Genomic DNA, 25,695 nt, shown 5'->3' on the forward strand with positions numbered 1-25,695 from the left:
CTAGGCGGCCTCTTCTGCGGCGGAGCCCAACGCTGCGGCCCGGGCCGCCAAGCGGGTGCGGATTGCACGCGGCAGCTGCCGGGCGGACTTGACCCTCGGCAGGGGAATCTCGGCGATATGGGCGCGACGCGTGCCGAACAGGTCCAGGTATTCGGCGTAGTTGTCGAAGCGGCTGCGGGTGACGTTGTCGACGAAGGTCTCGGCCGGCGCGCCCTCGGCCAGGATGAGCGCGTGGTCCGCAAGCTCAATGTGGTAGTAGACGAACACCCGCTCGGGCTGCATGACGCGGGTGATGCTGGCGCCGTCGACGAGCGCACCGGCCTGCACCAGCACGCCGTCGACCAGCATGGCGTGGTCGGGCGAGACGAAGAGGTCGCGGGCCGGCACGTTGACGTCCAGGGCGCCGGCGGCGATGCGAATGGGGTAGCAGGAGAGGGGATCGGCGAATAGGGCGGCGATGGTGCGCCGGCCGATCCACAGGATGGAGCGGGCCTCGCCGTCCACGGTCAGCACCGGGTCGCCGATGGCGAGCGCCTCGACCGGCACCTCGCCGGTGTCGGTGCGGATCGCCGTGCCGGCGCAGAAGCACGGGGCGTCCGCGCTCCAGGCCTTGGCATAGACGTCCGCATCGCTGGTCTGGAAGGTCCCGGACTGCCACACCACCACGTAGCCGCCACCGAACGCCGCCGCCGCCTGCGTGGTCTGAGAGCCGTCGGTCGTGGAATTGACGAGAGTCTCGCCGCCGTCGGGCGTCCCGTCGGCATGGTAGCGCTGGGCGAAGATACCGGAACCATTGCCGTCGGTAGAGCTGTCGTCAGTCCAGGTCACCACATAGCCGCCATCAGTGAGGGCGGTCACCTGCGAGGCGCCCTGAAAGCCAGACCACGTGGTGTTCACCAGGCTCGCATCGCCGACCGGAGCGCCGTCGGCGCCATAGCGTTGCACATAGACGTCAAGGTAGGGGTCGCGTTCGTAGTTGCCGCTCGTCCAGGTGACGACATAGCCACCGTCGGCAAGCCCCGCGACCGAAGGCGCAAACTGAAAGCCCGTTGTGAGAGAGTTGACCAGCGTCTCGCCGCCGACAGGGCTGCCATCGGCGGCGTAGCGCTGGGCGTAGATATCCCGCGCATTGTCAGTGGCGTCGCTTTCCCAGACCACCACATAACCGCCGTCGGCGAGCCCAGTGACGGAGGCGTACTGCTGCGAGCCGGTCGTGGTGGAATTCACCAGCGTCTCACCGCCGACTGGCGTGCCGTCGGCCGCGTAGCGCTGGGACCAGACGGCCTCGCCAAAAACACTCCCCTCAGCGTCCGAGTCGTTGGACATCCAGGTGACCACATAGCCGCCATCGGCCAGTGCCGCGATCGCCGGGTCCTGCTGAAAGCCGTTCACGGAGCTGTTGACCAAAGCCTTTTCGCCCATGGGCGTGCCGTCGCCCTCGTAGCGCCGGATCCAGATGTCGTCTGCAAGGCCTCCGTCGGCACCCTGCCAGACGACCACATAGCCGCCATCGGCCAGACCGGCGACTTGAGGCACGGTACGCTCGTCACCGACGTCGACGACTACCTCGTCGCCCGCCGGCGTGCCGTCGGAGGTGTAGCGCTGGACATAGACGGTACGCTCTCCATAGGTGCCTTCGTAAGAGACCCATGTGGCCACATAGCCGCCGTCGGCGAGCGAGGCGACGGAGGTCTCGATCTGATGGCCCGTCGTGGTCGTGTTGACTCGGAACTCGGTGCCTTCCACATAGTCGGTCACAGTTTACCTCCAGCCCACCGCCAAGTCCCGGCCCTGAGAACTCCGCTCCTGGGAGTCCCGGGCCATGCAGGCATCCAAGTGATGCAGCGGGCCGACGCCGATCCTCGCTGGTGCGAGAGTATGAGATGCGCCGCACGGCGTCCTCCACCAATCGGTGGAGGACGCCCATCCCGGGGCGCCACACATGGCGTCCTGCCTCGATCCAACCGGCTTCGGACTTGGTGGTGACGACGCCGTTCTAGCCCGGATTTCTCACAGTCTACCGGGGGGATGAGCTATTGGTTGCAATTTTTTGCATGAAGAAGCTCGGATGGGCAGCACGTCCGGGTCGACTGCGGACACACCGGTCTCCTCAGGCAACAACGGGCTTGGTCACATGGTCTAATGGTGCGATGTCAGCCGCTCTCATGGCTTTGAACCGCTGCGCTACCATAACCGAGCGCAGCTCGGCGGGGTGGACCGGCTTCGAGAGAACGGAGGCAGGCGTTTCACCAATGATCTGACGTACCCGCTCTGGATCGTGACCGGTCATGATGATTGCCGGCACTGGACGCCCCAGCCTGCGTCGCATTTCCACGATGCAAGCGAGCCCGGTGGTCCTGTCGCCAAGATCGAAATCAGTAATGATCAGATCGACGTAGCTGCCGTCATTCTCGGGAATTCCGACCTCGCGGCGCACCAAGCAGCCCCACTTCTCCAGTATCAGAGCGGTTGCATCCAAAACGACCCGATCATCCTCGACCAGCAGGACCTTGAGGCCTGAAAGCGCATTTGGCGTCGACGCCCGGCGGCGCTCAATGGCGGGATCTGGTCGCGGCGCAGGTTGCAAGCCGCTGATCGTCGCCCGCGTCCCACGTCCAACCCGAGATTGAATCGAAACTGTCAAATCCATCAGCCGCGCGAGCCGCTGGACAATTGATAAACCCAGCCCGACGCCTTCGACGTCGCGATCTCCCTGTGCGCGAACCTGATAAAACTCATCGAAGAGATGGGGGATGTGGTGAGCCTCGATGCCGGGACCACGATCGTACACCTCGATGCAGATGCGCCCATGCCTACGCCGGCAGCCAATGAGAACCGGTTGGCCCGGAGCATATTTGAGAGCGTTCGAGACGATATTCTGAAGAACCGTCGCGAGGAGATCCCGATCCGCTCGCACGAAGATCGCCGTCGGAATGATCTTCAACGTAGTTTTGGCCCACTGGGCGCCTTCGGAATTCAGCCGACCGACTTCCGCCAGGAGATCGCCGAGCGCGACTACGTCGGGCTTCACCGTCACGCGGCCGCTGTCCAATGTGGACACGTCGAGAAGAGAGCGAAACAAGCCCGCGACGCTGTTGAGCGATTTGTCGATATTGCTGACCATCTGCCGTTGCTCGCTGTCCAGCCCTGTATCGCGCAGGCAGGCCGTGAAGAGGCTGATGGCATGAATGGGCTGGCGCAGATCATGGCTCGCCTGCGCCAGAAACCGCGATTTGGCGAGGCTCGCGTCGAGCGCCTCATCTCGTGCGCGATGGAGACGCGTCAGCAGGCGGTGGGCATAGGCAGGGACGAGGACCGTCGTCATGAGCAACGTCACGGCCACGAACGGCTGGCCGTGCCAGTATGGGTTCCCCCAGATGACGACGGACAAGACCATCAGCGCCGCGACGGTAGCCGCCAGGTGGTACCGCGGGCCGTAACGGAATCCGTTGCCGATGGTGACCCATAACAGCAATGAATAGAGCGGCATCAGCGCAGCCCCGCCGAAGGTCATCGAGATGGCGAGCGCCGAGTAGTCGTGCGTCATACCGATGATGCGGCGCGGGTGGTTGACGCCCGGCCAGCGAAGGATGGCCGCGAGGATAGCCAACGATGCGATCAGGATGCCCGACACCAACCCCAGGATGATCCAACGTTCCTGTTCGGCGATCCTCCCAGTGGCGACGCTGTACACCATGTATGCGGCGCCGAGGGTAACCAGCGCTACCCGGACGACTGCCTGCGACCGTTCCGTATCATCGGAATCCCGATAGGTCTGCGTCCCGCTACGCGTGCTATCGCCCACGAACATCCCCGCCCACGCTGGTGAATTACCGACACAAGTGCGTCGCTGGCAACAAGATGCGCTATCAATCGAAAAATGCCAATTCGCCCCATCAAGGCAGCAAATTATGTTCTCCGCGGACGTCCGCGAATGTCACTCCGCTTGCTTCTTCGTCTTTCACCGGCAGCGCTCGCGTCGGTACTTACGTACATCTGTACGGGTATACTATCTTGCTCTGGCCATGGATTGATCGCGTGATCGGGGACTCTAGAAGCCACAAGAACACGCTGGACGTAGAATCATCCTCGACAACGGTATGCTGTTAGGCGGCGGTCACCATCCCATGTCTCGTCAGAGCTGCTGAAGACGGCGGAGCATTTGCGATGATGCACCGGCTTTCGATCCAGAAGCGCGCGATCGCGGCTGCCGTCGTGACCACCGTTTGCGCGACGGCTTCGATTGAAACGCCGCCGATCGGAAAGGCGTTTGCGAATTCCACGATAGCCAATGCCGACGAAAAGGCGATCGTGGAGCCGGCCCGCGACGAAGCCCGGCGGCGCCTGGGCCGAGAGGTCGTTTTGAAGCTGACGAGCCTCAAACGCGAGGGTCCCTGGGCCTTCCTCGTTTCTCGCATGCTCGATCAGACCGGGGAGCCAATCGATTTCACCGGTACCGTGCTAGAGGAGACTTTCCGGGCCGGCATGGCCTCGCATACATTTTGCGCGTTGCTCCGACGAGAGGCCGGCCGATGGACCATTGTCGCGACCTGCCTCGGCGTCACCGATGTTGCATGGACCAGCTGGGATCGGCGTTATGGCGCGCCTGTTGCCATCTTCAAGCTGGACGACGTTGAGTGATTATGCCGAGCGGGCCCGGGAGGACGGTCGTCATTGACGGAAGGGGCGTTGCATCGGGGGCCGACTTCCACAAGACGCTCGCGCACCTTGTCGGCTTCCCCTCATATTATGGCAGGAACCTGGATGCGCTTTGGGACGTGATGAGCCGTATGCCTTCATGCGGATTGGTCGGCGTCGGCCATGGGTGACGGCTTTGATCGCGTCGTGAAGGTGCTTCGGAGGGTTGAGGAACAGGACCAACGATTTGACCTGCCAGAGCGATTTGTCCTGGAGCTCCGTTAGGAACGATTAGGCAAGCGCCGTCGGGATGTGGTGGTGGCCATGTGCTGTCACACCTATCGGCGGCTGACCTGTTCATAGGTAATCCGAACGCCAGCGAACTCATGCTTTTGCTCGAAAACACGAGCGTTCTCGGCATAACGGACGAGGAGGTGATCAGACGCGACCCATTTCATCTCGGCCCAGTCGCCCGCGGCAGCCGTTCCATGACCATCGTCGGCACGGAATACATTTCCCTCCCCATCGGGACGCTCGCTCCTATTGAGGATGGAGATTTGTGTGGAGAAGCCGGTCGTTGCCCCGCAATCGCGCCGGAACATGACAGCGGACAAGTCTCCCGCCGGCGCATCGGCTCGAACCAGACCCGTGTTGCTGCAGAGGCTGGTGCAGCCAGGCAAGAAGGCAATGAGCGCCGTCAGGAAAAGCGAGCGCAGAGGACAAGCTCCCCGGTGGGGTCGATTGGTGTACGTCCGACACCGCGATGCCTTAACGGTTGCCCGCTTCGCGCGCCTCGATTTCGCGCAGCGTGTCGGCGGCCGTCGTGGCTGTGCCGTCCAGCGCCGTGGTGCGTCTGAGATCAGTCTTGGCACGTTCGATGTCGCCCTTCAGGTAGTATGCCATCCGGCGCCCACTCCAGGCGCTGACCTCTTTGTCGTTCAACCGGATCGCGTGATCGAAGTCGGCGACGGCTGCATCGAGGTCGCTCTGGACGAGCAGGGCTGATCCCCTGCTCGCCCAGACGGCCGGCAGATCGGGACGCAATCGTCCGGCCTCGCTGAAATCCGTTATGGCCGCGGTCCACTGTGACAGCTGCGCTCTGGCGAGTCCGCGGTTGAACCAGGCACTGGCGAGACTGGGATCGGTGGCGAGCGCCTTGTCGAGATCGGCGATGGCTCGCGCAGCCTCGCCAGCCTTCTGCAGCACGAGCCCACGGTTGTTCAGGATGACCGCTTCGTCGCGCCTGTCGCGCGGCCCGAGCAGCAGCGCGTGCGTGCAGGCAAGAATAGCCTCGGCGCCGGCGCTGGTGAGACAGCGCTGAAATGCGGATTCCCTGATGCTTGCGGCGGTGGACGCTTGATAGAGTGTCACCGATGCCCCAACCAGCAGGGCCGGCAGGAGCGTCCAATCCGGGCGAAACCGAGTGGCAAGGGGAAGGACCCGGCGACCAGCTGAAACGAGACCGGCGACCACCATGTAGACGATGATGACGATTGCAATCTCGGACAGGACCGAACCCCAATCGCCCAGGGCCAGCCGCGTTTGCCAACGCGCGCCGTTCGCCAGGAGCATGACCGCGATCAGCAGAACGAGCGCGAGGAGATTGGCCATTTCAGGATGCCCCGCACGTTTCGGGTCCTCCAGTGAGGATTTGCGGCGGCGCGGTTAGCGGCACGGACCAACGACCCTGACGATAGAGAGCACGATCTCTGGGCCGCCGCTCCCCTCCAGGCTGCCAAGGATTTCGAGGCATTGACGTCTGTCCCAGGCCACCTGCAGGCGCGCGCGGTCTTGTGAGCTTCCTTTCATCGTTGGCAACGACGTCTTGCTGTCGAGATCGGCGAACAGCAGCGAGCGCCGAAGCCCTTGCACGTTGGCCGCGCTGGGTAGGAAGATGCCCCGGTGCGGGCACGGCAACCGCACGCATTGGATGCCGGTGCGCCCAACATTGAGCCGTTGCACCTGCCCTGACGCACTCTGGGCTGTGGCCGCCGGGGACGCGAGGCCACCCGCCACACAGGCAAGCGTTGCGGCTATTCGTAGCGATTTGAGTCGGAGCGACATCGGTGCCACTGCATCTGATAAGCCAGCTGGTCTTTTGTTCCGTAGCACCAGCCGATCGCATCGAGGGCGCGGCCGAGCCTCTGGCGCGCGTCGCAGGCCTTCTGCGTCTCGGGCCGATCTCCCGAGTTTCCGCGACAGATCGTGTTTTTGGCCTTCCATTCGCTGATCAGCTTCTGCGCATCAGCCCGCTCCTGACCGCTGGCGGCCATGGTGCTGGCGAGGATCAGGAGGACGGGTGAGACCTTCAACGGATGACCTCCGCGTAGCCGTGGGTGACGAGCCACGCGCGGACCGCATTCCGCGCGGCTCGGGCATCCGGGTTCATCACGCTTTCCTTGGGTCCGATCGCGAAATACGCAGCGAAGGTTTTCCCGGATCGATTGCGCTGCGAGGGATCCGCGCCGGCCTTCAGCAGCGTGAGCAGGCCTTCGTAGTCATTGATCTGCGCGGCGACGTGAAGCGGCGTGTCGCCCTGCCGATCGGCGAGGTTCGGATCAGCGTGATGGCTCAGCAGCAGAGCAACGCTATCGCGGTTGCCGGTCATGAGCGCCTCGGTGAGAGCCGGAGCCTGTGTGCGCCCGTCCCGGACGTTCGGATTCGCGCCTGCGTCCAGGAGGATCTGAAGAAAGGGCCTTCGCACGGCTGCGGCCGCAGTGTGGACGGCGGTCATGCCGCGATAGCCAGGCTGTGCGGGATCGGCACCGAGCTCGAGCAGCAATCTCAGCTCACGAGGTCGATCCTGCAACATGGCCCATTGCAGCAGGGTGATATCGTTCCTGCCCTTGTCCGCAAGGTTGGCCCCCTCTCGCACCAGTGCACGGATTTGTTCCGTGTTTGCGGAGGCGATTGCGTGAGCGAGCGCGGCCGTCGACGGCTTCGGAAAGGTCGCTGCCGCCTTCGACGAGGCCTGCGCGTCGCCAGGATGAAGCCGGGCCACGGCCAGTAGAAACAGCAAGATAGCAGCCGCGAAGCCGAGACGTCTCCTGCTTAGCACCGCCTCGAACCTCGTCGTCTGGCGTATCGCCGGCAGATAGCCGGGCAAGACCGTAACCCAATCGTCACACCACGTCGCCCGTATAGGCTGCGCGGTTCCATCTACGCGCGCACACGCCTTTCCGCCTACCTGTACACGTGTCCGTCATGCCGTGTGACAGGACCGTCGCTATCCTTGTGCATAGGAGGAATTGCGTGATGCTTTGGTCGAAGCTTGCGACGTGAATGACGTAGCCGCATCGCAGCGACCGCAGATCGGCCAGGAGGCCGAAGTGATAACATTGGCGCCACTCGCTCCGTCGCTGCATGCTTGAGATCGCGTGGAAAGTGAAGCTGGAGAGGGAGCGCAAAGTCCGCGCCCGGCCTCCCGTCTTTGCTGGCCGTTCCGTCCTGCAGGTTTTCCACTACGAGAAGGGCAGCTTCTACGAGAGCACGTTGGTTGCCTTCGACGGCGAGACAGGCGGCGAACGGTGGCGGGCGGCTATTCCCCATGTTGCCAATGAGCCGATCGTCGGACCGGATGGCAGCGCCTATGTCAGCAGCTTCGAGGGAGCGCTCTATGCGTTTGATGTGGATGGGCGGCCGCGCTGGCGATCGGAGCTCGGCAAGCATAATCTGGGCATGCCGGCCTTCGCGGGCCCACGGCGAATTCTCGTCGCAGAAACCGGCGGGCGCGGTTCGCGAACCTGGTGCCTGTCAGCCGCAAACGGGGACGTGCTCTGGTCGTTCGAAAATGGCGGCCACAGCTACGTGATCGCCGCGACGCCAACGCTCGCCGTTCATGCAACGGCGGTGAGCGGCTCCAGTTTTGGTGAAACGACAATTCAGCTGTTTGCCCTTGCTGTCGACACCGGCCGCCCGATCTGGACGAACGCCCACGACCAATACCTCTTCATGCCGGTGCTCGTTGGCGACCACGTTGTGGTCGGCGCGCGCGGTGCCGTCATCGCGTACCGATTGACTGACGGGCGTCCCGCCGCAAGCCTGCCCCTGGACGCGGAGGTGGCTGCCAATATCGTCATCGCCGGCGATGCCGGATTGATGATCCTCGACGACCAGAATGTGCTGCGGTTGTGCGCCCTCAAGCGAAGCCGCTCCCTCTTCCGCTCTTCTCTGGAGTTCAACCAGGTCTGGACGAACGCGCTGCCTGCAAAGGCGGTCGGCCGCCCGGTCGAGCTGCACAGCCATGTCGCGGTGATGTCGGAGGGCGGCGCCCTTCACCTGTTCACGAGCAGCAACGACGGAGCCCATGTCCTCTCAATCGAGAACAGGGGTGGCGCAACCGGCGGCGCTGGCGGCCTTGCACGGTGCGGCGACGGCCTCGCCGCCGCGGCGGGGCGCGAACTGCGCCTCCTCCGGTGGGTGGCGCCAAATTCCGACAATCAGAGGCCTGGGCCGTAGCAACGGAGGACAATCATGCGAGCTCTATTTTTTTCGACGCTTGCTCTTGCATCGCTGGCGCTCGCTCCGGGCGCCAAGGCTCAGGACATGCTGTCGGCCACGATCCAGAGCAATATCGATTACACCACGAACCAGCGGATGATCGACGACACGAGACGGCATGATAGAGACGTCTATCTGCGTGCCCAAAGGCCGGACGGATCGAGCAGCGTCGACAATTCCGCTACGCTGACCCAAAACGCAGTCATGAGCGTCCTTCAGCCTGAGTATCAACGACGGCTCGCCTCGTTCGGGAAAGCCCCCGCTGACGCGTGGCTGGTGAACATCTCGCGCGTCGTCGGTCGGCAAGTCGGTTCGCTCAGGCCGGAATACCTTGATCGCGTGAGGTCGCACGGTCGGCCGCGTGCCGACGACTGGTATGTCGCGCAGGCACGCAGCATCGGCCGGAGACTCGTTGCCCTGCAATGAGGCGCTACATTCACGGGGCTTGTGACGGGACGGATCACGATCGGGGCGGCCCAAGGAGTTCAGCTTTTGCCTGGACATGAATGTCGCCGCTGAAATCCTTCGCCGCCGCGCCCGATTTGAGCACGTGCAACAGGTCCGCGCTGAACGCGTCTTCGCCGATCTCGGCCACGAGCCGCATAATGAGGACCTGCGCTTCATCCTGGTTCGCGCGAACCTCCTCGGGCGTATGATGCAGCCACTCGTGGCCCTTGTCGTTATAGCTGGCGACGCCACTGAGATGGTCGATCAAACGGGCGCGGGCGTCCTGCGACATCACAGCCATCCGGGAGCGCCAGCTACGGATTCTGGTCGACCGACTTCATATCGCATGTGGTTTCTTCCATCCCGCATAAGCCTCTGAACCAGGCACGGAGGCGGGCCCGATCCTGTTCGGCGAGTTCGAGGAGACGGCCACGGCCGTCGCGGCGGCGCTCGAGCACGAGGTCCACCAGCGCCCATTGGCCGTCGCACGCCAGCACTCGATGGATACGACCGAGATCCGTGGCCCAATCATCGCCGAGGTCGACGATGCGTGCCTTGCCCGCATCGGGCTCGGCAAACCCTCGCGCGGACTGGATCTGGAAGCGCACCGCATCGGCCACGATCCAGCCTTGCTTCGCAAAGACAGGCCGCGCGCCTGCGTCATTGTATCGATCCGACGCGCCGTCGACCCTCATCCATCCGGCCTCAAAAGCCGTGACGGCGAACCGAACGCTGTAGGCAGCATCCGCGCCCGAGCCTGCGAGAGGAAGCCGGCCGACGACCTGCGCCTCCGCGCGCGGGGCCTCGCGTACCTCTATGTCTTCGCCGCCTGCGTTATTGGTCCAGGCTTCAATCGAACAGGGGCGGGCGTCTTTCGGCGCAGCCGGAACGATCGTCCCGCCCTCCGCCAGCGCATCCGCGTGCATCGTCAGCGCGATCGCTGCGGCAGTGCATACGCGTCCGATGACGTTCATCGCGCGGTCTTGGCCGGAGCCCGATAGCCGGCCAGCAGAATCGAAACGAAATCCTGCAAGCGGTTGGCGTCATCGACCATCTTGCCCATGGCGAAACTGGTGTTGGCCTCGTTGCAGGAGAGGGCTGTGCCGCGTTTTCTGCCGGTTGCCTCCTCAGCGGCGACCGTGGAGCGTTCCGCGTCTGTCACGAAATCCGGCAAGGCATCGAGGCTCCGCGGATCGAGACGCCGGCGGCCATCGTGGCATCGGTCCGCGTAGGTCAAATGCGTATATGCCGCCGACAAGGCGCTGGCCTTGTACCCGATGATGTGGCGCCGGGTCTCGGCCGGGTCATTTTTCGCGAGAATCCCCTCCGGGATTCGGCGGTTACCCGCATCGAGCCCCTTGTACGCGAGCTGCGGCAGGTCGGCATCGGCTGGTGGGAAGTCCATCAGCTTGTGCGGTGAATACAGACCAGCAGACGCCCCGATCTGACCGACGCAAACCACCGCTGCGAGTACTGCAAGGCTCAAGCCTGGCGCCGACCTTCGCGATGAGCTGAGCAGGGTGTGACCAATGATCAGAAGGCCGGCCGTGGCGAGCACCAGGCCAAGCAGGTTGAAGTGCGCCTCCTGAACCACCCGGCCGTTTAGGCGTGTGGCACTCGATGATCCGATAAACACGGCAAAGGGCAGCAGCCCCAAGCTAATTGCGATCAGTGAGTTGCGTATTGGCGCCGACATCGTCTCAGCTCAAATCCTACAGCTCGAATGCGGATCGGAACCGACGGAACAACGACCAAGAGTCGGTTTAGCATTTCACGGCGGCCTATGACCGACCGGCCTCGAGGTGCTGACCGCAAGCTGGGATGATACGCGTGCTCTCCTTGCTGTCGAGATGGACGGATGTACGTGATGCTGCTATTTGACTTGATCGGCTCAGCATTGGATCTTGCGCGATCAACACCTCGGGATGAGGCGATTTTCAGTGCAGCGGAAAACCGAACAACGCATCGTCGTTGCCGACGACCACCCCGTCTTTCGCGACGGCATGTGCCGGATCGTGCAACGCATGGCGCCGACTGCCGAGATCCTCGAGGCGGGCTCGTTGGACGAGCTCCTGGCCCTGTCCAGGGTCGGCACGCCACCCGTGCTGTTCGTGCTGGATCTGCTGTTCCCCGGCATGGATGTCGAACAATCGATACGGGCGCTGCGCGAGGAGTTCGAGAGCGCGTCGATCGTCGTCGTGTCGATGGTCGACGACCAGGACATCATCGATCGGGTGATGCTCGAGGGCGCCGACGGCTTCATCGGCAAGGAGGTGCCGCCGGACGAGATCGGCTCGGCGATCGCCGCTATTCGGGCGGGCGAGTTCGTCGTCAAACGAGGTGGCTCCGCCGTCGCATCCAAGAGCCGCCGCGACTCGCTGCAGGGCCTCACTCAGCGCCAGCGTGAAGTGCTTCGCCTCCTGGCTGTTGGCAAATCCAACAAAGAAATCTCGCGCGAACTTGGCATTTCGCCGTTTACGGCCCGCATGCACGTCTCCGCCTTGCTGCAGACGCTCGGCGTGACGTCTCGCACTGCGGCCGTGGCTAAGGTTTCGCAGCTGCGCTTGTAGCCATTGCTGCCCCGCATCAGCGGCACTGTTGCACCTCCGGCGGAAACCACTCAGTCGATCCATCCCTCTGCGACGAGCCGCCGATCTCCAAACCCTACACCTTAGACTTAGAGAGCCTAGTCGAGCGTATCCGCCCGCATCTCCACCCGCGCGGAACGCTACGGCTCCGCTTCAGAGCTCGCCGTCGACGACGAGGATCGATTGCTCCGCGCCATTCGCAACGGCGGGCAGCACGGTCCGCGACGCCTTCGCGCGCTGGGGCTATCCGGCCGGTTTTCATCGGGTGACGGGCGGCCTCGAGGCGACGGCGGGGTTGCTGCTGCTGTTCCCCGGGACCTCGCGCGCCGGCGCCAGCGGCGGCGTCATCCTGCTTTCCGCGGTGATCACCCTGATTCGTCATCGCGACTGGACGCACCTGCCGGGCGCCGTCCTGTTGGCCGCGGCGGCGGTGGCGGTGACGATCCGCGGATAGCCGTACCGGCGGCGTCATCGACATGATCGCGGAAAGCCCGGATAGCCATGCGACAGCTAGCGGGTGCTGCTGCGCCTTCCGGCGCGAGACGTGGGCAACGGCGGGGAACGTCTGCTTTCCGGCCTGGGTTCGACGCGCGCTCGCCACCCATCGCGGACTTTAATGATGCGCTCCGTGGTTCGGTTCAGACCGTAGCCAGGGAGAGGTGCGGGTGGCGGTGCACCGCCCGTCGCCCGGATGCAGTCTATCGTCGGGAGGACCACGCCTAGGCCTTCCAGAGGGCGATCGGCCGTCAGTCGAGACGGATCGGCAATGGCTGCGGCCGACTATTTTCCGGCGCGCCCTGCTCACCCCATCGCCATGGGGGCCCCGAGCGGCGGGCGCTTTCCATCGCGAAGCAAAATAGCCGGCCTTCGCCATCCTCCGCTGACGCTGCGGCTCGGCGCCGCGCGCCGGGTGCAGGTCCGTCCCGTCCGACGGCTTCGTCGCCATGAAGGCCGCGACGGTCGCGGTCCACCCGACGGGCGCACCCCATGAGCGAGCACGGCGACGAACCGCACCACGCCACATCCCCGACCGACCACGTCCTGACCCAACTTCAACTCTTCGGCTACCGGCCGCAGGACGAGCCCGATCCGCGGCCGCTGCCCGAAGACAATCATCTCGCTGGCGCTGTGGCCGACATCTTCGACGCCCTGAGTGCCACCCTCCGTGACACCCGCCTCGAACCCGATCTCGACGACCTGCTCTGGTCGACCGTTCATCTCTTCCACCGCGCCACCGGGCGGGTCGAGCGCGAGCTCGACGACAACGAGCAGGCGCAGCGCCGCTCGCAGCAGGAACAGGACGGTAGCGAGGTCCGATCCGTTGAACTTGAGCGCTTGACCGCTCAAGGCGAGACGCTGATCGAGCGCCGCGATGCCTTCGAACTGATGCGCGACCAGGCAGCCGCGCACTACGCACGGCACATCGGCGCACCGTGGCACCCGCGCACGGGGTCCATGGTCAACCACAAGGCCATCACCGCGGCGATGATCGACAGCCGCGACTTCTTGATGGCCAAGAAGTGCGCCGAGCAGGAGGCCCTGCTGCCACCAGGGCCGAAGGTCGCCTTCAGCGGCGGGTTGGAGTTCAACGACCATCGGTTGATCTGGGACGCCCTCGACAAGGTGCATGCCCGGCATCCCGACATGGTGCTGATGCACGGCAAGTCACCGAAGGGCGCAGAAAGGATTGCCTCCCGCTGGGCCGACCACCGGGGCGTTCCCCAGATCGGCTTCGCGCCCAACTGGACACGGCACAGCCGCGCGGCGCCCTTCAAGCGCAACGATCAGATGCTCGCGGTGCTCCCGATCGGCGTCATGGTCTTCGGCGGCACCGGCATCCAGCAGAACCTCCGCGACAAGGCGCGGAAACTCGGAATCCCCGTCTGGACCTTCGGCGGCGGGTGAGCACCGTCGTAGGATCCGCATGGCTGCTCCACGGCCACCAAGGCCGTGGCGGCGCGTCCGCGCGTAATCCGCAGGACCATCTTGGTCGGAGCGTGGCCGCGTCCTTCCCGACGATCGCCTATCGCGGGCAGAGTGGCGAATTCGCGAAGGCCCGCCTCGTCTCCGTGCCGGCGCTAAAGCCGGGGTGACGGGACGGGGCGGACTGGCTCAGCCGAGGGGTCTGCCAATCTGCGGTGAGCTACCTCCGCCCTCAGCTTGTCACGAAGCACAATCTGCCTGGCTTGTATGTCCTCCAAGTCCCTGAGAATCGCGAGCGGAAAGTCGGTGGGTTCTCCGCGGAATGCCAGCTCGTCGATGACCTCCTGCTGGCGGGCCATCTGTTCCTCGCAGGCGATGATGTCCAACTCGACCTGGTCAAGCTGCTGCAGAACGTTCGGCATGGCGCCCCTCCCATGTATGGCGTCAGGCGGGAGCACGAAATCATTCTGCCTCCGGCGCGGCCCCCTCCCACCGGCGACACGTGGCATGTAGGGACGGGCCGGCAGGCCGTCGAGTGGGAACCCCTTCGATCGAGGGGCAGCTATCGGTGGCCAGGCGCTCCCGATCTCGCAATCCGACCGTTTCCCTCAATGTGTCGTACCGGCTCGCTCAACTGCTGCGCAAGGTCCGGGACCGCTCCGGTCGCGACTATCCCTTCGTCATTATCCAGGAGGCGGGCCTCGACGGCGTCTGGATGCACAGGGCGCTATTGGCCGAGGGTCACGAAAGCCATGTCGTCGATGCCGCGTCCATCGAACATCACGCCGCAAGCGGCGGGTGAAGACGGACAGGCTCGACGGCGAGACTCTGATCCGCGCGCTGCTCGCGTTCAAGCGCGGCGAACCGCGGGTCTGTTCCATGCTGCGTGTGCCGACACCTGATGAGGAGGACCGCCGACGCATCGTGCGGGAACGCAAGGTGCTGATGGAGGAGCGCATCCGGCACAGCAGCCGGATAAAAGGTCTGCTCTTCTCCCAGGGCATCAGCGGGTACGATCCGCTACGGCCCAATCGTCGCGAGCGGCTGGTGGCGCTGCGGACAGGTGATGGGCGGGAGCTGCCCGAACACATGCAGCGCCAGGTTCTGGGTGAGTTGGATCGCATGGAACTGCTGCTCGATCAGATCAGGGCCGTCGAAGCCGAGCGTGATGCCATGCTCGCCGAAGCGCGCCAGTCGTCGCGCGAGGTGGTCACGCTGTCAAAGGTCGTCGGCATCGGACCTGAGTTTGCGGCGGTGCTCTGGGGCGAAGGCTTGTTCCGGCACTTCGACAATCGCCGGCAGGTCGCAGCCTATGCCGGGCTCGCACCGACGCCATGGCAGAGTGGGTCGATCGACCGGGAACAGGAGATCGGCAAGTCCGGGAACTCACGCCTTCAAAGCCACGCCATCTCCAGCAAGGTCGACCGCATCTGCGCTCAGTCGTTGGTTCAACCAGCGTGTCGCCCAGAACGGCGGGCGCTTCAAGAAGGTGATGATCACCGCGTTGGCCCGCAAGCTCGTGGTGGCCTTGTGGAAGTACACCTGCGCCGGCGTGGTGATCGAAGGCGCGGTGGTCAGACCATGACGATCTGATCGCTTACGAGTTCGGCCTGGGCCTGATCAGCCTCGCCGGAACCAGGTGGACGACCGCATTGCGGCATGGCTTTCAACGCCGTCATCGAGATTGGTCTCGCCCTCCTGAGCCCTTGCCGCCGTAGGCGGGATTATGGTGCGGCCGTTCGAGCGGCGACCGGATGTGAGGTTGATACGTGCAAGGCGCGGATCAGGAGATGGGCTCAGACCTGAAGTTCATGGCGTGGGGCAGATCCGCCGCTAGTGCCAAATGCATAGCTGAAGGGTGATGGTCGGCATCGCTCCCGTGAGACCGATGCAGTATCCCCCTGTACGGCCTCTCTTCTGGCTGGTCTGGCGCCCGTCGGGCCTCGGCCTGCAACGGCTTCGCCAACCTTCTTCCCCTGCGGCTTCGCCACATTCCTCGCGGGACAACAAGCTTGGCTGCCGCCGTCCTCCGCTGACGCTGCGGTCCCACAGGATGCAGTCGGCCCAACCGTCGCCTCACGACCGCTATCGAGGCCGCACAGGGCGGCTTCGGCAACCGGTCAGGAGAACGACAATGGCTACCATCGGCACCTTCCAGCAGTCCGGCAACGAGTTCACCGGCGAGATCGTCACCCTCTCCCTCCAGGCCAAGAAGGTTCGCATCGTTCCCGATACGCGCGCCAGCGGCGAAAACGCTCCCAGCCACCGGGTCTTCGTCGGCCGCATCGAAATCGGAGCCGCTTGGGCCAAGCAGTCCAACGAGGGCCGCAACTACCTGGGTCTCAAGCTCGACGACCCGAGCTTCACCGCTCCGATCTACGCCAACCTGGTCGAAGACGAGGACGGTCAGAACTACAGCCTCATCTGGTCGCGACCGAACCGCCGCAACGGCGACTGACACCCCTCGGCAGGACGCCCCGCACGCTGCGGGGCGTCCTCGAGACCGACCACTCAGCAACTCGGAACGACAGCTTGATGAGCACCCCTCATGTGAGGCCGCGATGGTGCGGGCTCGGGACATCAGATCAAGGAGAACCACCATGGCGACCATCGGCACCTTCAAGCAGACCGGCACCAACGAGTTCGCGGGCGAGATCGTCACCCTCAGCGTCCAGGCCCGGGGCGTGCGCATCGTCCCCGAGGCCCGCGCCACCGGAGAGAACGCTCCCAGCCACCGGGCCTTCGTCGGCCGCGTCGATTATGCGGAGTAAGGAGTTATGCGGAGCGACGTGTTCAGAGCCGAGCATTTCTGCGGATTTCGGCGTGGTGACGCTCCGCATAATCCCGAGGGTGGCGAGGACGCGGTGCCTCGCTCAAGGCGGGGCGCCGCGGGTCGGTCAGCGATAACACGGCCGCGAACCTCTTGCTTCGCGTCATCGGCGGGCCCGAAGGCCTGACGGCCTATCTTCGCTCGATCGAGGACACGGTAACGCGTCTCGATCGCACCGAGACGACCCTCAACGAAGCCAAGCTGGGCGACCCGCGCGACAGGACACGTGGCTGGTCCCGCAGAGGACCCAGAGCACAGACCATTCCGGGAACTCGTCATCCACATGCGGCTTAGCGTGCCGCGCGGCGATGATCCCGACCTGACTGGCCGCTCGTCCGGTTCCGAAGGTCATAGACTCGGCGGGCACGCCATCTCTAGGGGGCGGCCGCTCTCCGTAAAGCGTGCTCGCCGGCCCCCAGAAGTGAGAGGCGCACCGGCTCGAGGTCGGGGGCAGTGACCCACGCTGCGGTTAGGGGAGTTTCAGGCTCCAAGTTCATTTCGTTTAGCTGGCAATTTTCATGCCTTGATTAGCGTGGCTGCCGGCCGGCAGACATAGAGCTTTCCGCCCAGTTCCAATGCCGCTCAAGCCGCTACGGCGCTTATGCTCAACCCGGCGATGCCCTCGGCTCGCCAACGATACAGCACCTGCCGTGCGACGCCCAATTCCCTAGCCAACGGCGCAACCTTGCGACCGGCGCTCCATCGCGACGGCCGCTTCCTTGAATGCCGATGAAACACGCGTTCAGATTGCTTTGACATGACCCGCCCTTCGGAGCCTTGTTACCGCTTTCCGCTGTCTCAATCGAGGGTTGCAGTCCAAAAATGTCACCTTTGATCCCGGTCGCACAGCGTTGCGCTTTCAGAACAAGATCTTAGGGGCGTGGCCGAGACCGCCCGCGACCAGCCATCGCAAAAACCGCTCTGCCCTCCGCACGGGCCTTGTGAGCAGGAGGGGCGACCGCCCGTGCTCCTGCCGCAGAAGGAGCAAGCGATGACCAAGACCATCCTCGGCGTGCTCGCCGTGTCCATCCTCGGCCTGGCAACCCTTGCGGAGCCGGCTACAGCCGGCGAAGCCGCTCCGAACAAGGCTGACCCGCAGTTCCTGGGGATCGATCTCGACAACGGCGGAGTCTATTACAACGGCCGCAATTCCGGTCTCTACTGCGTCTATAAGACCATTCGTGTCTACAATACCCGCAGCGGCTACCTGGAATGGCGCCGGGCCCGCCGGTGCGGCCGCGGTCTCTACCTCAATTGACATATCATGGGCGCGCTCGGTGCGGATGACAGGCGGCGGCCCGTTGCGCATGATGGGCGGCCGCGCCGGACTGGAGCCATGCGAGGAAAACGATGCTGTCTCGTGCCTTCATCGCGTTGATGATGCTCACCATTTTGGCGGTGCCTGTGGCCGCGCAAGCACCGTTGGGGGCGCCCGCCACGACTCTGGCCAGGCCCGCGGCCGCAGCTCCGACCGGCCTTGACGACAATGCCGATTCGATCGCCGTGGTCATCGGCAACCGCACCTACAAGCAGACCGTGCCCGTCGATTTCGCCCACAACGACGCCGACGCGATCAAGGAATACCTGATCAAGTCGCTCGGCTTCCGCGAGCAGAACGTCTTCGTTCTGAAGGACGCGACGCTCAACGAGTTCAACCAGGTGTTCGGCACCGAGCGCAATCCGCAATCGGGCCGGCTCTGGCGCAGCGTGGCCTCCGGCCGCTCAAACGTGTTCGTCTATTATTCCGGCCACGGCGTGCCGGATCTCGCGACGCGCCAGCCGTTCCTGCTGCCCCAGGACGGCAACCCCGGCCAGAGCGAAAGCGGCTACCTGCTCGATACGCTCTACCGCAACCTGGACTTGGTGAAACAGAAGGTCGGCGCGCCGCGGCAGGTGGTGGTGATGATCGACGCCTGCTTCACCGGCGAGACCGGGCGCAAGGGCGAGACGCTGCTCGCGGTCTCCGCGCCGGGTTTCGAGCCGGCGCGCCCGAAGGCGGCGGCCGGCGTGATCAAGCTGGTGGCGACGTCGGGAGCCACCCCGGCCAACTGGGACCAGAAGATCGGCCTCGGCCTCTTCACCAGCCGCTTCCTCATGGGCGTCGCAGGCCTAGCCCATAAGCCGGCGTCAGCGGGCGGCGACGGCGGCGTGCTGCAATGGACCGAGTTGCAGGCCTATCTGAAGGACGAGGTCGCGGCCAGCGCCCGCCGTGAGAGCGGCCGCGAGCAGGTGCCGGAGGTCGACGCCGCCTCCATCTCGCTCAGGATCAATGCGCCGGTCTCCGCCATCGTGCGGCCGGTCGCCGAGGCGCGCGACGAAGCCCGCTGGCGCGAGGCGCGTGCCGCCGGGACGCGGGACGCACTGGAGCGCTACATCGGGCAATGCCGCGACATCTGCACCTACCGGTCCAACGCCATGGCCCTGCTGCTGCAGGGCAAGGAGGACGCCGAGACCGCCAAGGACGAGCAGAACTGGCAGCGCCTGAGCGCGCTCGGCAAATTCCAGGACTACCTCAACGGCTGCGGCTCGGTCTGCGCTTACCGGTCCCTCGCCGAGGGCTATCTCGGCGCCGGCGATCCGGGTCGGGATCCGAAGGTGAAGCGCTGCGACGACCTTGCCGCCGCGCCCGACGATCCGGATAAGCCGGCTAATATAAAGGGGCGGTCGATGCGCAACATGGATGGCAACCAGGCCGTCGACGCATGCTTGGCCGCCACCAAGGCGCATCCCGACGTGCGGCGCCTGTTCTACCAGCTCGGCCGCGCCTACGACCGGCTCGACCGCTACAAGCCGGCCTTCGATGCGTACAAGCAGGCCGTCGACGCCGGCAGCATCGCGGCGATCAACAACCTCGCGACGCTCTATGAGAACGGCCAGGGCGTGAAGCTGTCGCGGCCGGAGGCGTTGAGGCTCTATCGGCAGGCAGCCGAAGCCGGCAATCTGATCGCCATGACCAACGTCGCGCGGATGTTGGAGTATGGGCGAGGCGTCGCCAAGAACGAGGCGGAGGCGATCCGCTGGTACCAGAAGGCGGCGGAGGCCGGCGACAACCTCGCGATCACCAAGCTGGTGCCTTACTATCTCAACGGCGGTCCCGGCATCCCCAAGGATCCGCAGAAGGGCTTCAACCTGTTCAAGACGGCGGCGGACAAAGGCGACCCCATGGCGATGGTGAGCATGGCCATCCTGATCGACAATGGCTTCGGCTCCTTCTTCCCCGGTCAGTCGTCGGTCGGCCTCATCCTGCGGGCCCTGACCAAGGGCGAACTCGGCGCCGCCGCCGTGGCCGCCACCGACGTGGCGCCGCAGAAGCTCAAGCCGGATACGGTGCGGGCGGTGCAGCGCGCGGTGCAAAAGGCTCAGTACTACGAAGGGGCCGTCGACGGCCGCTTCAACCCGGTGTTCGTGCGGGCGCTCGACGTCTATGCCAAGGCCACGGGACAGGATCAGAACTGACGTGGAACCGGGCGGCCGCAGGGCATGGTGGTGAACCGTACGCGCCTTCTGAGCGGGGCCGCAGTGGCTGGGCTGCTCATGTGCCTGGCTCCGGGCGTGGCGCGTGCCGACGCGCTGGCGCAGTGGCTGGACGGCGTGGCCGCCTGCTCGCCGTCCAAACCGCTGTCGCTCGCGGTCGTCGGCTTCGGCCCGGAGCAGACGGCGCTGTCACGCGAGCAGGCCGAGGAGGCGAGGCTTCTGGTCGAGAGCCGCCTGCAGGCGACCGGACGCGTGCGCATGGCGGCTGCCGCCGACGTGGTCCGCATCAAGGGGCTGCGCGAAGGCACCACCGGCCTCAGCGGCGCCGAAGCCGAGGAACAGATCCGCAAGGCCTTTGACGGCGACGCGTCCGTCTTCTTCGTGGCGCCGAGCCGAGCCGGCGGCACCGCCTCCTTCCGACTGCAGGCGATCACCAAGGCCGCCGACTGCAAGGTGACCAGCGATCTGCTGGAGGTGCCCGTCAGGGCCGGGCCCGGCCTCGCCGACATCGATCAGGTGATGCAGGGCGCCGTGCGCAACCTCGTGCAGAGCGCGCCCGACGCGCGCGTGGTCACGGTCTGCCCACTCAGCGCCGGATCCGGCCACAGCCTCTGCGCCGGCGTGCTGACCGACCGACTGACCATCGCCCTCGATGCGGAGGCGCGCGCGCCCTCGCGCATGCTGAGCGAGAAGCGCCTCGACGTGCGCCGCCCGCCCGGCGGCGCCTGCGCCGCGCCGCCGGGCGGCGTCACGGCGCGCGGGACGTTCGACCATGACCGCAGCGGCCAGTCATGGATGAGCGTCGCATTCGACCGCGACGGGGCTGTCCTGGCGCCAACAGGACGGCGGCGCATCGACATCAAGGGGCTCGGTTGCGACCCGGCGGTGCGGCCGTTTCTCGACCACGTGGTGGCCACCGCGCTGGTCGACCGTGCGCGCCTCGACGCCGTGCCTCTGGCCGCGCCCTTTGGCCAGGGGCAGCGGCTCGACATCCGCATCGAGGCCAAGGCGAAGCTCAACCTCTACTGCTGGGTGCTGGCCCCGGACGAGACGGCGTTCGTGACCCTGCCGGTCAAGGGCGGGGCGGGGCGCAGCGCCGTCACCCCGGGCGTCACGCATTATCCGCGCGGCTTCGACCTGTCGGAGATCGTGCTGAGCGGCGCCTTCGAGAACCTGTTCGACTGCTTCGGGGTGGAGGGGCAACTGCCAGCCGCCCTGCACGAGCGGTGGCTGGCAGCCGCGCCCGGCGCCACGACGGAAGCGAAACTGCTGTCACGTGAAGAGGTGCTCGATCTCCTCGATAAGACCCGCGCCACCCCCGGCGTCAGCGAGGCGACGGCCCGCGTCCTGGTGCGGTAGCCGGTTTAGCGGATCTGGATGCGCTGCCCCGGCTGGAGCGTCTGCAAGGGCGTATCCGGGAACACCCGGGTGCCGTCGCCCACGCCGCGGCGAGCGCGATCGACGTCGTTGCCGCTGGTTCCCTCCGGCAGCTCGACCACCAGCTTGCCGTCGCCGATGTCCTCCACCTTGGCGCCGGCGCCGAGCAGCGTGCGCAGGCTTGCGAGCGTCTCGCGACTGACCGGGTTGCGGTCGGCCAGCACGAAGATGATCCGGCGCGTGCCCTTGTCGATCTCGACGCACACGGGCCCGCAGCTCGACACGCGCGGGTCCGGCGCCGGCCGCTGGGGCTGCGGTGCGACCGGGGCGGGGGCCGGCTGCACGGGCTGCCCTGCGCCATCGAGGGCGGCCATGGCGCGCCGGGCGTCGGGCAGCATGAAGCTCAGCTTGTTGCGTGGATCGGTCTCCTTCGTGCCGGATTCCTTCAGCGCCTTGAGCATGTCGGCGACGGAGGCCTCCGGGTGCCGGGCCTTCAACACGGCGATCAGGCCGGTGATGTGGGGCGCGGCCATGGAGGTGCCGTCGAGCTTGTAGTAGCCGTCCGCCGCCGCCGAGAGGATCTGCGTGCCCGGCGCCACCACGTCGATCTTGTCGGACGTGTTGGAGTAGCTGACATCGATCGTGCCATCCTTGCGGGTGGCGCCGACGGTGATGGCCGCGCTGATGCAGGCCGGCTCCGACACGGCGCCGACATAGGCGTTGTTGCCCGCCGCCGCCACGACGGCGATGCCGGCCTGGGTGAGCCGCTTGACGATGTCGGCATAGGGCGATTGCAGATCGCAGGTGGCGTCCATCTTGCCGCCGCCGAGGCTCAGGTTCACCGCGGCGATCTTCGTCTGCCCAGCCGTCCGCTCCACGAACATCAGGCCCTTGATGACGTCGGAGGTCCAGGCGTTGATGCAGACCTTGACGCCCTTGCCGCAGACCGTCTCGCCCTCGAAGCGGCTGAACACCTGCACCGCGACGATCTTGGCCTGCGGCGCCACGCCATCGAGCGGCCCCGTCTTGCTCTGGCCCGCGGCACCGGCGGCGATGCCGGCGACATGGGTGCCGTGCACGCAATTGGCGGCGACGGCCCGGTAGTCGCACGCGTCCCCAGCGCCCTCTCCAGTCTGCTCGGCCTGTCCGTTCGGGCACAGCGAGCGCGAATGCTGGGCCGGCGCCGTGGAGGAGAAGCAGGCTTCGGCCGCGATGTGCCGGGCGACGAACGGATGTCGTCGCGCCACGCCCGTATCCAGGATGGCGACGGCGAGGCCGTCGCCCTTGGCGGTGCTCCAGACCTCCGGCAAGTGCAGCAGTTTTGTCGATTCGGGCAGGAACGCCTGCATCAGCCGGTCGGGCAGCACGCGGGCGACGCTCGGGTCGCTCTCCAGCCGGCGCAACCCTGCGCTGCTGACCTCGGCGACGACGAGCGGCGCATCGCCGATGGCGCTCACGCCCCGCGCTGTATCCCGCAGGATATCGGTGATGTAGCGCTCCGGCTGACGGAAGGCCTCCTGCCGCCCACCCTGGGCGGGCGAGGCAAGCTCGACGATGACGCGCTCCTGGCCGCCGCCTGCGGTTGCCGTCATCAAGGCCTCCGGCACCTTGCGCACCTGCGCATCGGCGCTCGTCGCCATCGCGAGGATGGCGATGCATAGAGCCACCAGGAGTGCTGCGGGCGAAGTCTTGATCATCGGCGAGCCCTCGTCGGTTCGGTCCGTGGTCCATACCGTTCCGCTTGCCGTGGCGGGCTTGGCGGAAACGCGTCTGTCGTGCCCAGGCATGGGACGACGAGAGGGATTTCAGCGTCGCGGCGGCTCCCGCAGGAGCGCCATGCGGCGGCGGAACTTGCCACAGGGTTTCATTTTCGACCACATTCCCGCGCCTCGGTTGTGTTCGGACAGGGGCTGGAACGGGGAGCCGCCATGAGCTTGGGGTTCGACGAGCGCTGCGCCGCCGATCTTGCCGGCGTCATCGACGGACGGGCACTCGCCAGCGGCGAGGCCGCTTGGCTGACGCGCGCCGTCGTCGGGGCCATGCGGCCGAATCGCGACAAGCCGTTCTGGGACCTCGCCCATCTGCTCGGGGCGCTGGCCGAGCGTCCGTCGGCGACCGCCTCGCCGGCGCGGGCCCTCATCGACATGATTCTGGATCCGCGGCTCGCGCGGCCGGGCGCCCTCGCCGCTGCGTTGCGTGCAAGCCATCCGGGCCTGGTGGACGACAAGGGCATCGTCGCGGACGTCGAAGGGGAGGCGTGGCGCGCAACGTGGGCCGGTGCAGCGCGGCTGCTGGCGCTGGCGGAGTTCGTGCTGACGGCCGACGACCTCGGCCATTTCGCCGAGGTGAGCCAATGGCTGGATGAGCTCGACGGCGGCTCGGAAGCCTCGGTGACGCAGCTGACGCGGCGCCTCGCCCGCCTCGCCGGGGCCTATCGCCAGGCCCACATGCCGCTGGCGCCCGTGGAAAAGCGGTTTCGCACCATTCTCGCCTTCCTGGCTCAGGGCGCACACCGGCGTGGCCGCGGCGCCTTCGAGGACGACGACATCGTCGCCTACTGGCGCCATGAGATCGAAGCCGGCGAGCGGACGCAGTTCCGCACGGTCGCGGAGCATTTCGTCACCTATAGCCGGCTGACAGCGGCGGTGGGCGGCCTGTTGCACGTGCGCGGCGCCGTGTCGCTCGAGGCCATCGAAGGCTGGGCGGATCGGCTGGAGGGTGCCTTGGGGGACCTCGTCAGTTTCGACGACACGGCAACGGCGCTCGCCGGCACGCTGGCGGCGCTGCCCGACACGCCCAAGGTCCTGACCGGCGCCGAGCGCGACGATCTGATCGATCTCGTCTGGCTCGAGCCCTTCCATCGCCAGCAGCCGCTGACAGTCCTGCGGGCCGTCAGCTTCGGCCGTGTGCAGTCGGGCATCGCCAACCGCCTCAGGCGTGGCGGCGGCGGCGCGGCCGTCGAGGAGCGGGTCCATTGCGGCGAGGCCGGCCCCTACGAGGCCGTCGTCGAGCGCGCCCGGGATCTGGCCGGCCATGTCGAGCGCATGGTGCGTATCGCAGCGGCCTTGCGGCTGCGGCGCCAGGACGTCGCAGACGAACGGGTTGCCGCCGTGCTCGCTGCTGCCGAGGCGGACATCAAGCGCGTGCGCCGGGCCGGCTTCGACGCGGAGCGCGCTGCGCTGGCGGAGGCCTTCGCCAAGCTCGACGATAGCCTGGTCAAGGCGGCCGAGGAGGTCGCCGCCTTCATCGGCGCCGCGGCGGCGCTCGCCAGGCGCCGGCCGCTGGCGGCTGTGTTCCTGGCCGACAAGGATATGTTCGCCGCGGCCTTCCACGAGGCCTATATCGGAAAGGTGCCCCATGCCGAAGCAGCCCGACCGATCGCCGACTGACCCGGCCGAGCTCCTGGCGGAGCTGCACGTGGCCCGGCAGCTGCCGCGCGCCGTGGCGGCGCAGCCCCGCCCGGCCGTGCGGGCGGCGGAGCTGTGGGCCCACGCGCGCCGCGCGCCCGCAGCAGCGGTGTCGCTCGCCGTCGAGCGGGCGATCCGCACCGATCCTGTCGTCGGCCGCCGCTACCGGACGATGCTCGCCAGCTTGGCGCAGGCGCACGCGCCGCTGGCCATCGCCGCCTCGGACGGCGCGGTCGGCGAGCGTCGTGTCGGCAGCTTCACGCTCACCATCTCGGATGGGGAGGGCGGGTCGCCGCCGTTGCTGGTCATCACCGGGGTCCAGGATCCGCCGCCGCAACTCATCGAGATCGGTACGGACGAGGACGCGCTGCGGCTTGCCCTGCCCGAGCCGATCGCCGGCGCCATCATCCTCGTTCTCGACCCGTCGCTGCCCGAGATGAAGCGTCTGGCAACGCTGGTGCGCAATCCGCGTGCCGAGATCTTCCTGGTCTGACCGGTCGCCGTCCTCATC

The 25,695-nt window shown here is 66.2% G+C and carries 25 protein-coding genes and 3 pseudogenes; 16 read left to right on the forward strand and 12 right to left on the reverse strand.

Annotated features, from left to right (window positions below):
• Together ACZ5PO_RS10480 and ACZ5PO_RS10485 are read right to left on the reverse strand one after the other, a co-directional pair.
• On the reverse strand, positions 1 to 1,758 hold the full coding sequence (locus ACZ5PO_RS10480; protein WP_464193022.1) for a Hint domain-containing protein: 1,758 nt from the start codon (positions 1,756 to 1,758) through the stop codon (positions 1 to 3).
• 352 nt (positions 1,759 to 2,110) lie between these two features.
• Positions 2,111 to 3,697, reverse strand: coding sequence for an ATP-binding response regulator (locus ACZ5PO_RS10485; RefSeq protein ID WP_464193024.1), 1,587 nt, complete (start codon positions 3,695 to 3,697; stop codon positions 2,111 to 2,113).
• Positions 3,698 to 4,167: 470 nt separating this feature from the next.
• On the opposite strand from ACZ5PO_RS10485, the gene ACZ5PO_RS10490 reads away from it, so the two are divergent.
• Both ACZ5PO_RS10490 and ACZ5PO_RS10495 read left to right on the forward strand, forming a co-directional pair.
• On the forward strand, positions 4,168 to 4,641 hold the full coding sequence (locus ACZ5PO_RS10490) for a hypothetical protein (RefSeq protein ID WP_464193026.1): 474 nt from the start codon (positions 4,168 to 4,170) through the stop codon (positions 4,639 to 4,641).
• Positions 4,642 to 4,643: 2 nt separating this feature from the next.
• Positions 4,644 to 4,829, forward strand: coding sequence for a barstar family protein (locus ACZ5PO_RS10495; RefSeq protein WP_464196794.1), 186 nt, complete (start codon positions 4,644 to 4,646; stop codon positions 4,827 to 4,829).
• 147 nt (positions 4,830 to 4,976) lie between these two features.
• On the opposite strand, the gene ACZ5PO_RS10500 is transcribed toward ACZ5PO_RS10495, so the two are convergent.
• The 4 genes from ACZ5PO_RS10500 to ACZ5PO_RS10515 all read right to left on the reverse strand — a co-directional run bounded on the left by ACZ5PO_RS10500 (position 4,977) and on the right by ACZ5PO_RS10515 (position 7,744).
• Positions 4,977 to 5,240, reverse strand: coding sequence for a hypothetical protein (locus tag ACZ5PO_RS10500; protein WP_464193028.1), 264 nt, complete (start codon positions 5,238 to 5,240; stop codon positions 4,977 to 4,979).
• 166 nt (positions 5,241 to 5,406) lie between these two features.
• Positions 5,407 to 6,249, reverse strand: coding sequence for a tetratricopeptide repeat protein (locus ACZ5PO_RS10505; RefSeq protein ID WP_464193030.1), 843 nt, complete (start codon positions 6,247 to 6,249; stop codon positions 5,407 to 5,409).
• A 422-nt stretch (positions 6,250 to 6,671) separates the two neighbouring features.
• The gene (locus ACZ5PO_RS10510) at positions 6,672 to 6,950 is read right to left on the reverse strand and encodes a hypothetical protein (RefSeq protein WP_464193033.1); all 279 of its coding nucleotides are present in this window, start codon (positions 6,948 to 6,950) and stop codon (positions 6,672 to 6,674) included.
• Entirely contained in the window at positions 6,947 to 7,744 is a 798-nt protein-coding gene (locus tag ACZ5PO_RS10515; protein WP_464193035.1) for an ankyrin repeat domain-containing protein, read from the reverse strand. The genes ACZ5PO_RS10510 and ACZ5PO_RS10515 overlap by 4 nt, the downstream gene beginning before the upstream one ends.
• 257 nt (positions 7,745 to 8,001) lie before the next feature.
• Between ACZ5PO_RS10515 and ACZ5PO_RS10520 the strand changes: the two genes are divergently transcribed.
• Together ACZ5PO_RS10520 and ACZ5PO_RS10525 are read left to right on the forward strand one after the other, a co-directional pair.
• On the forward strand, positions 8,002 to 9,096 hold the full coding sequence (locus ACZ5PO_RS10520) for an outer membrane protein assembly factor BamB family protein (RefSeq protein WP_464193038.1): 1,095 nt from the start codon (positions 8,002 to 8,004) through the stop codon (positions 9,094 to 9,096).
• 15 nt (positions 9,097 to 9,111) lie between these two features.
• Positions 9,112 to 9,564 (forward strand): hypothetical protein, encoded by a 453-nt coding sequence (locus ACZ5PO_RS10525; RefSeq protein ID WP_464193041.1) that lies wholly within the window; start codon positions 9,112 to 9,114, stop codon positions 9,562 to 9,564.
• 34 nt (positions 9,565 to 9,598) lie between these two features.
• On the opposite strand, the gene ACZ5PO_RS10530 is transcribed toward ACZ5PO_RS10525, so the two are convergent.
• The 3 genes from ACZ5PO_RS10530 to ACZ5PO_RS10540 are packed head-to-tail and all read right to left on the reverse strand — an operon-like array spanning position 9,599 to position 11,281.
• Positions 9,599 to 9,877, reverse strand: coding sequence for a hypothetical protein (locus ACZ5PO_RS10530; protein WP_464193043.1), 279 nt, complete (start codon positions 9,875 to 9,877; stop codon positions 9,599 to 9,601).
• 22 nt (positions 9,878 to 9,899) lie between these two features.
• The gene (locus tag ACZ5PO_RS10535; protein WP_464193045.1) at positions 9,900 to 10,559 is read right to left on the reverse strand and encodes a hypothetical protein; all 660 of its coding nucleotides are present in this window, start codon (positions 10,557 to 10,559) and stop codon (positions 9,900 to 9,902) included.
• Positions 10,556 to 11,281 (reverse strand): hypothetical protein, encoded by a 726-nt coding sequence (locus tag ACZ5PO_RS10540; protein ID WP_464193047.1) that lies wholly within the window; start codon positions 11,279 to 11,281, stop codon positions 10,556 to 10,558. Before ACZ5PO_RS10540 ends, ACZ5PO_RS10535 begins: the two co-directional genes overlap by 4 nt.
• A gap of 244 nt (positions 11,282 to 11,525) precedes the next feature.
• Between ACZ5PO_RS10540 and ACZ5PO_RS10545 the strand changes: the two genes are divergently transcribed.
• The 3 genes from ACZ5PO_RS10545 (at position 11,526) to ACZ5PO_RS10555 (ending at position 14,078) form a co-directional block, all read left to right on the forward strand.
• A complete protein-coding gene (locus ACZ5PO_RS10545; protein WP_464193050.1) occupies positions 11,526 to 12,155 on the forward strand; it encodes a LuxR C-terminal-related transcriptional regulator in 630 nt (209 codons plus the stop codon).
• Between the two features lie 28 nt (positions 12,156 to 12,183).
• A complete protein-coding gene (locus tag ACZ5PO_RS10550; RefSeq protein WP_464193052.1) occupies positions 12,184 to 12,627 on the forward strand; it encodes a DoxX family protein in 444 nt (147 codons plus the stop codon).
• Positions 12,628 to 13,160: 533 nt separating this feature from the next.
• Entirely contained in the window at positions 13,161 to 14,078 is a 918-nt protein-coding gene (locus ACZ5PO_RS10555) for a DUF2493 domain-containing protein (protein ID WP_464193055.1), read from the forward strand.
• A 173-nt stretch (positions 14,079 to 14,251) separates the two neighbouring features.
• On the opposite strand, the gene ACZ5PO_RS10560 is transcribed toward ACZ5PO_RS10555, so the two are convergent.
• A complete protein-coding gene (locus ACZ5PO_RS10560) occupies positions 14,252 to 14,518 on the reverse strand; it encodes a hypothetical protein (RefSeq protein ID WP_464193057.1) in 267 nt (88 codons plus the stop codon).
• 200 nt (positions 14,519 to 14,718) lie between these two features.
• Here ACZ5PO_RS10560 and ACZ5PO_RS10565 point away from each other — a divergent pair.
• The 4 genes and pseudogenes from ACZ5PO_RS10565 to ACZ5PO_RS10580 all read left to right on the forward strand — a co-directional run.
• Positions 14,719 to 15,681: pseudogene (locus ACZ5PO_RS10565) on the forward strand (IS110 family RNA-guided transposase); the annotation flags it as partial.
• Between the two features lie 549 nt (positions 15,682 to 16,230).
• Positions 16,231 to 16,554: a DUF736 domain-containing protein gene (locus ACZ5PO_RS10570; RefSeq protein WP_464193060.1), complete on the forward strand. Its 324-nt coding sequence runs from the start codon at positions 16,231 to 16,233 to the stop codon at positions 16,552 to 16,554.
• A gap of 142 nt (positions 16,555 to 16,696) precedes the next feature.
• A pseudogene (locus ACZ5PO_RS10575) lies at positions 16,697 to 16,855 on the forward strand (DUF736 family protein); the annotation flags it as partial.
• A gap of 137 nt (positions 16,856 to 16,992) precedes the next feature.
• Positions 16,993 to 17,187 (forward strand): annotated as a pseudogene (locus tag ACZ5PO_RS10580) (serine hydrolase); the annotation flags it as partial.
• A gap of 321 nt (positions 17,188 to 17,508) precedes the next feature.
• On the opposite strand, the gene ACZ5PO_RS10585 reads toward ACZ5PO_RS10580, so the two are convergent.
• Positions 17,509 to 17,685, reverse strand: a complete 177-nt coding sequence (locus ACZ5PO_RS10585) for a transposase (protein WP_464193062.1) — start codon at positions 17,683 to 17,685, stop codon at positions 17,509 to 17,511.
• A gap of 232 nt (positions 17,686 to 17,917) precedes the next feature.
• On the opposite strand from ACZ5PO_RS10585, the gene ACZ5PO_RS10590 reads away from it, so the two are divergent.
• The 3 genes from ACZ5PO_RS10590 to ACZ5PO_RS10600 all read left to right on the forward strand — a co-directional run bounded on the left by ACZ5PO_RS10590 (position 17,918) and on the right by ACZ5PO_RS10600 (position 21,759).
• A complete protein-coding gene (locus ACZ5PO_RS10590; protein WP_464193064.1) occupies positions 17,918 to 18,184 on the forward strand; it encodes a hypothetical protein in 267 nt (88 codons plus the stop codon).
• Positions 18,185 to 18,276: 92 nt separating this feature from the next.
• Positions 18,277 to 20,382 (forward strand): caspase family protein, encoded by a 2,106-nt coding sequence (locus ACZ5PO_RS10595; RefSeq protein ID WP_464193067.1) that lies wholly within the window; start codon positions 18,277 to 18,279, stop codon positions 20,380 to 20,382.
• Between the two features lie 30 nt (positions 20,383 to 20,412).
• On the forward strand, positions 20,413 to 21,759 hold the full coding sequence (locus ACZ5PO_RS10600) for a hypothetical protein (RefSeq protein ID WP_464193069.1): 1,347 nt from the start codon (positions 20,413 to 20,415) through the stop codon (positions 21,757 to 21,759).
• Positions 21,760 to 21,764: 5 nt separating this feature from the next.
• Here the strand turns inward: ACZ5PO_RS10600 and ACZ5PO_RS10605 are convergent, their stop codons facing one another.
• Positions 21,765 to 23,474, reverse strand: a complete 1,710-nt coding sequence (locus ACZ5PO_RS10605) for a S8 family peptidase (RefSeq protein ID WP_464193072.1) — start codon at positions 23,472 to 23,474, stop codon at positions 21,765 to 21,767.
• 231 nt (positions 23,475 to 23,705) lie between these two features.
• Between ACZ5PO_RS10605 and ACZ5PO_RS10610 the strand changes: the two genes are divergently transcribed.
• Both ACZ5PO_RS10610 and ACZ5PO_RS10615 read left to right on the forward strand, forming a co-directional pair.
• Entirely contained in the window at positions 23,706 to 25,166 is a 1,461-nt protein-coding gene (locus ACZ5PO_RS10610) for a hypothetical protein (protein WP_464193074.1), read from the forward strand.
• A complete protein-coding gene (locus ACZ5PO_RS10615; RefSeq protein ID WP_464193076.1) occupies positions 25,135 to 25,677 on the forward strand; it encodes a hypothetical protein in 543 nt (180 codons plus the stop codon). The genes ACZ5PO_RS10610 and ACZ5PO_RS10615 overlap by 32 nt, the downstream gene beginning before the upstream one ends.
• The last annotated feature ends 18 nt before the right edge of the window (positions 25,678 to 25,695 follow it).

The sequence above is a fragment of the Chelatococcus sp. KU-N122 genome (assembly GCF_055391085.1).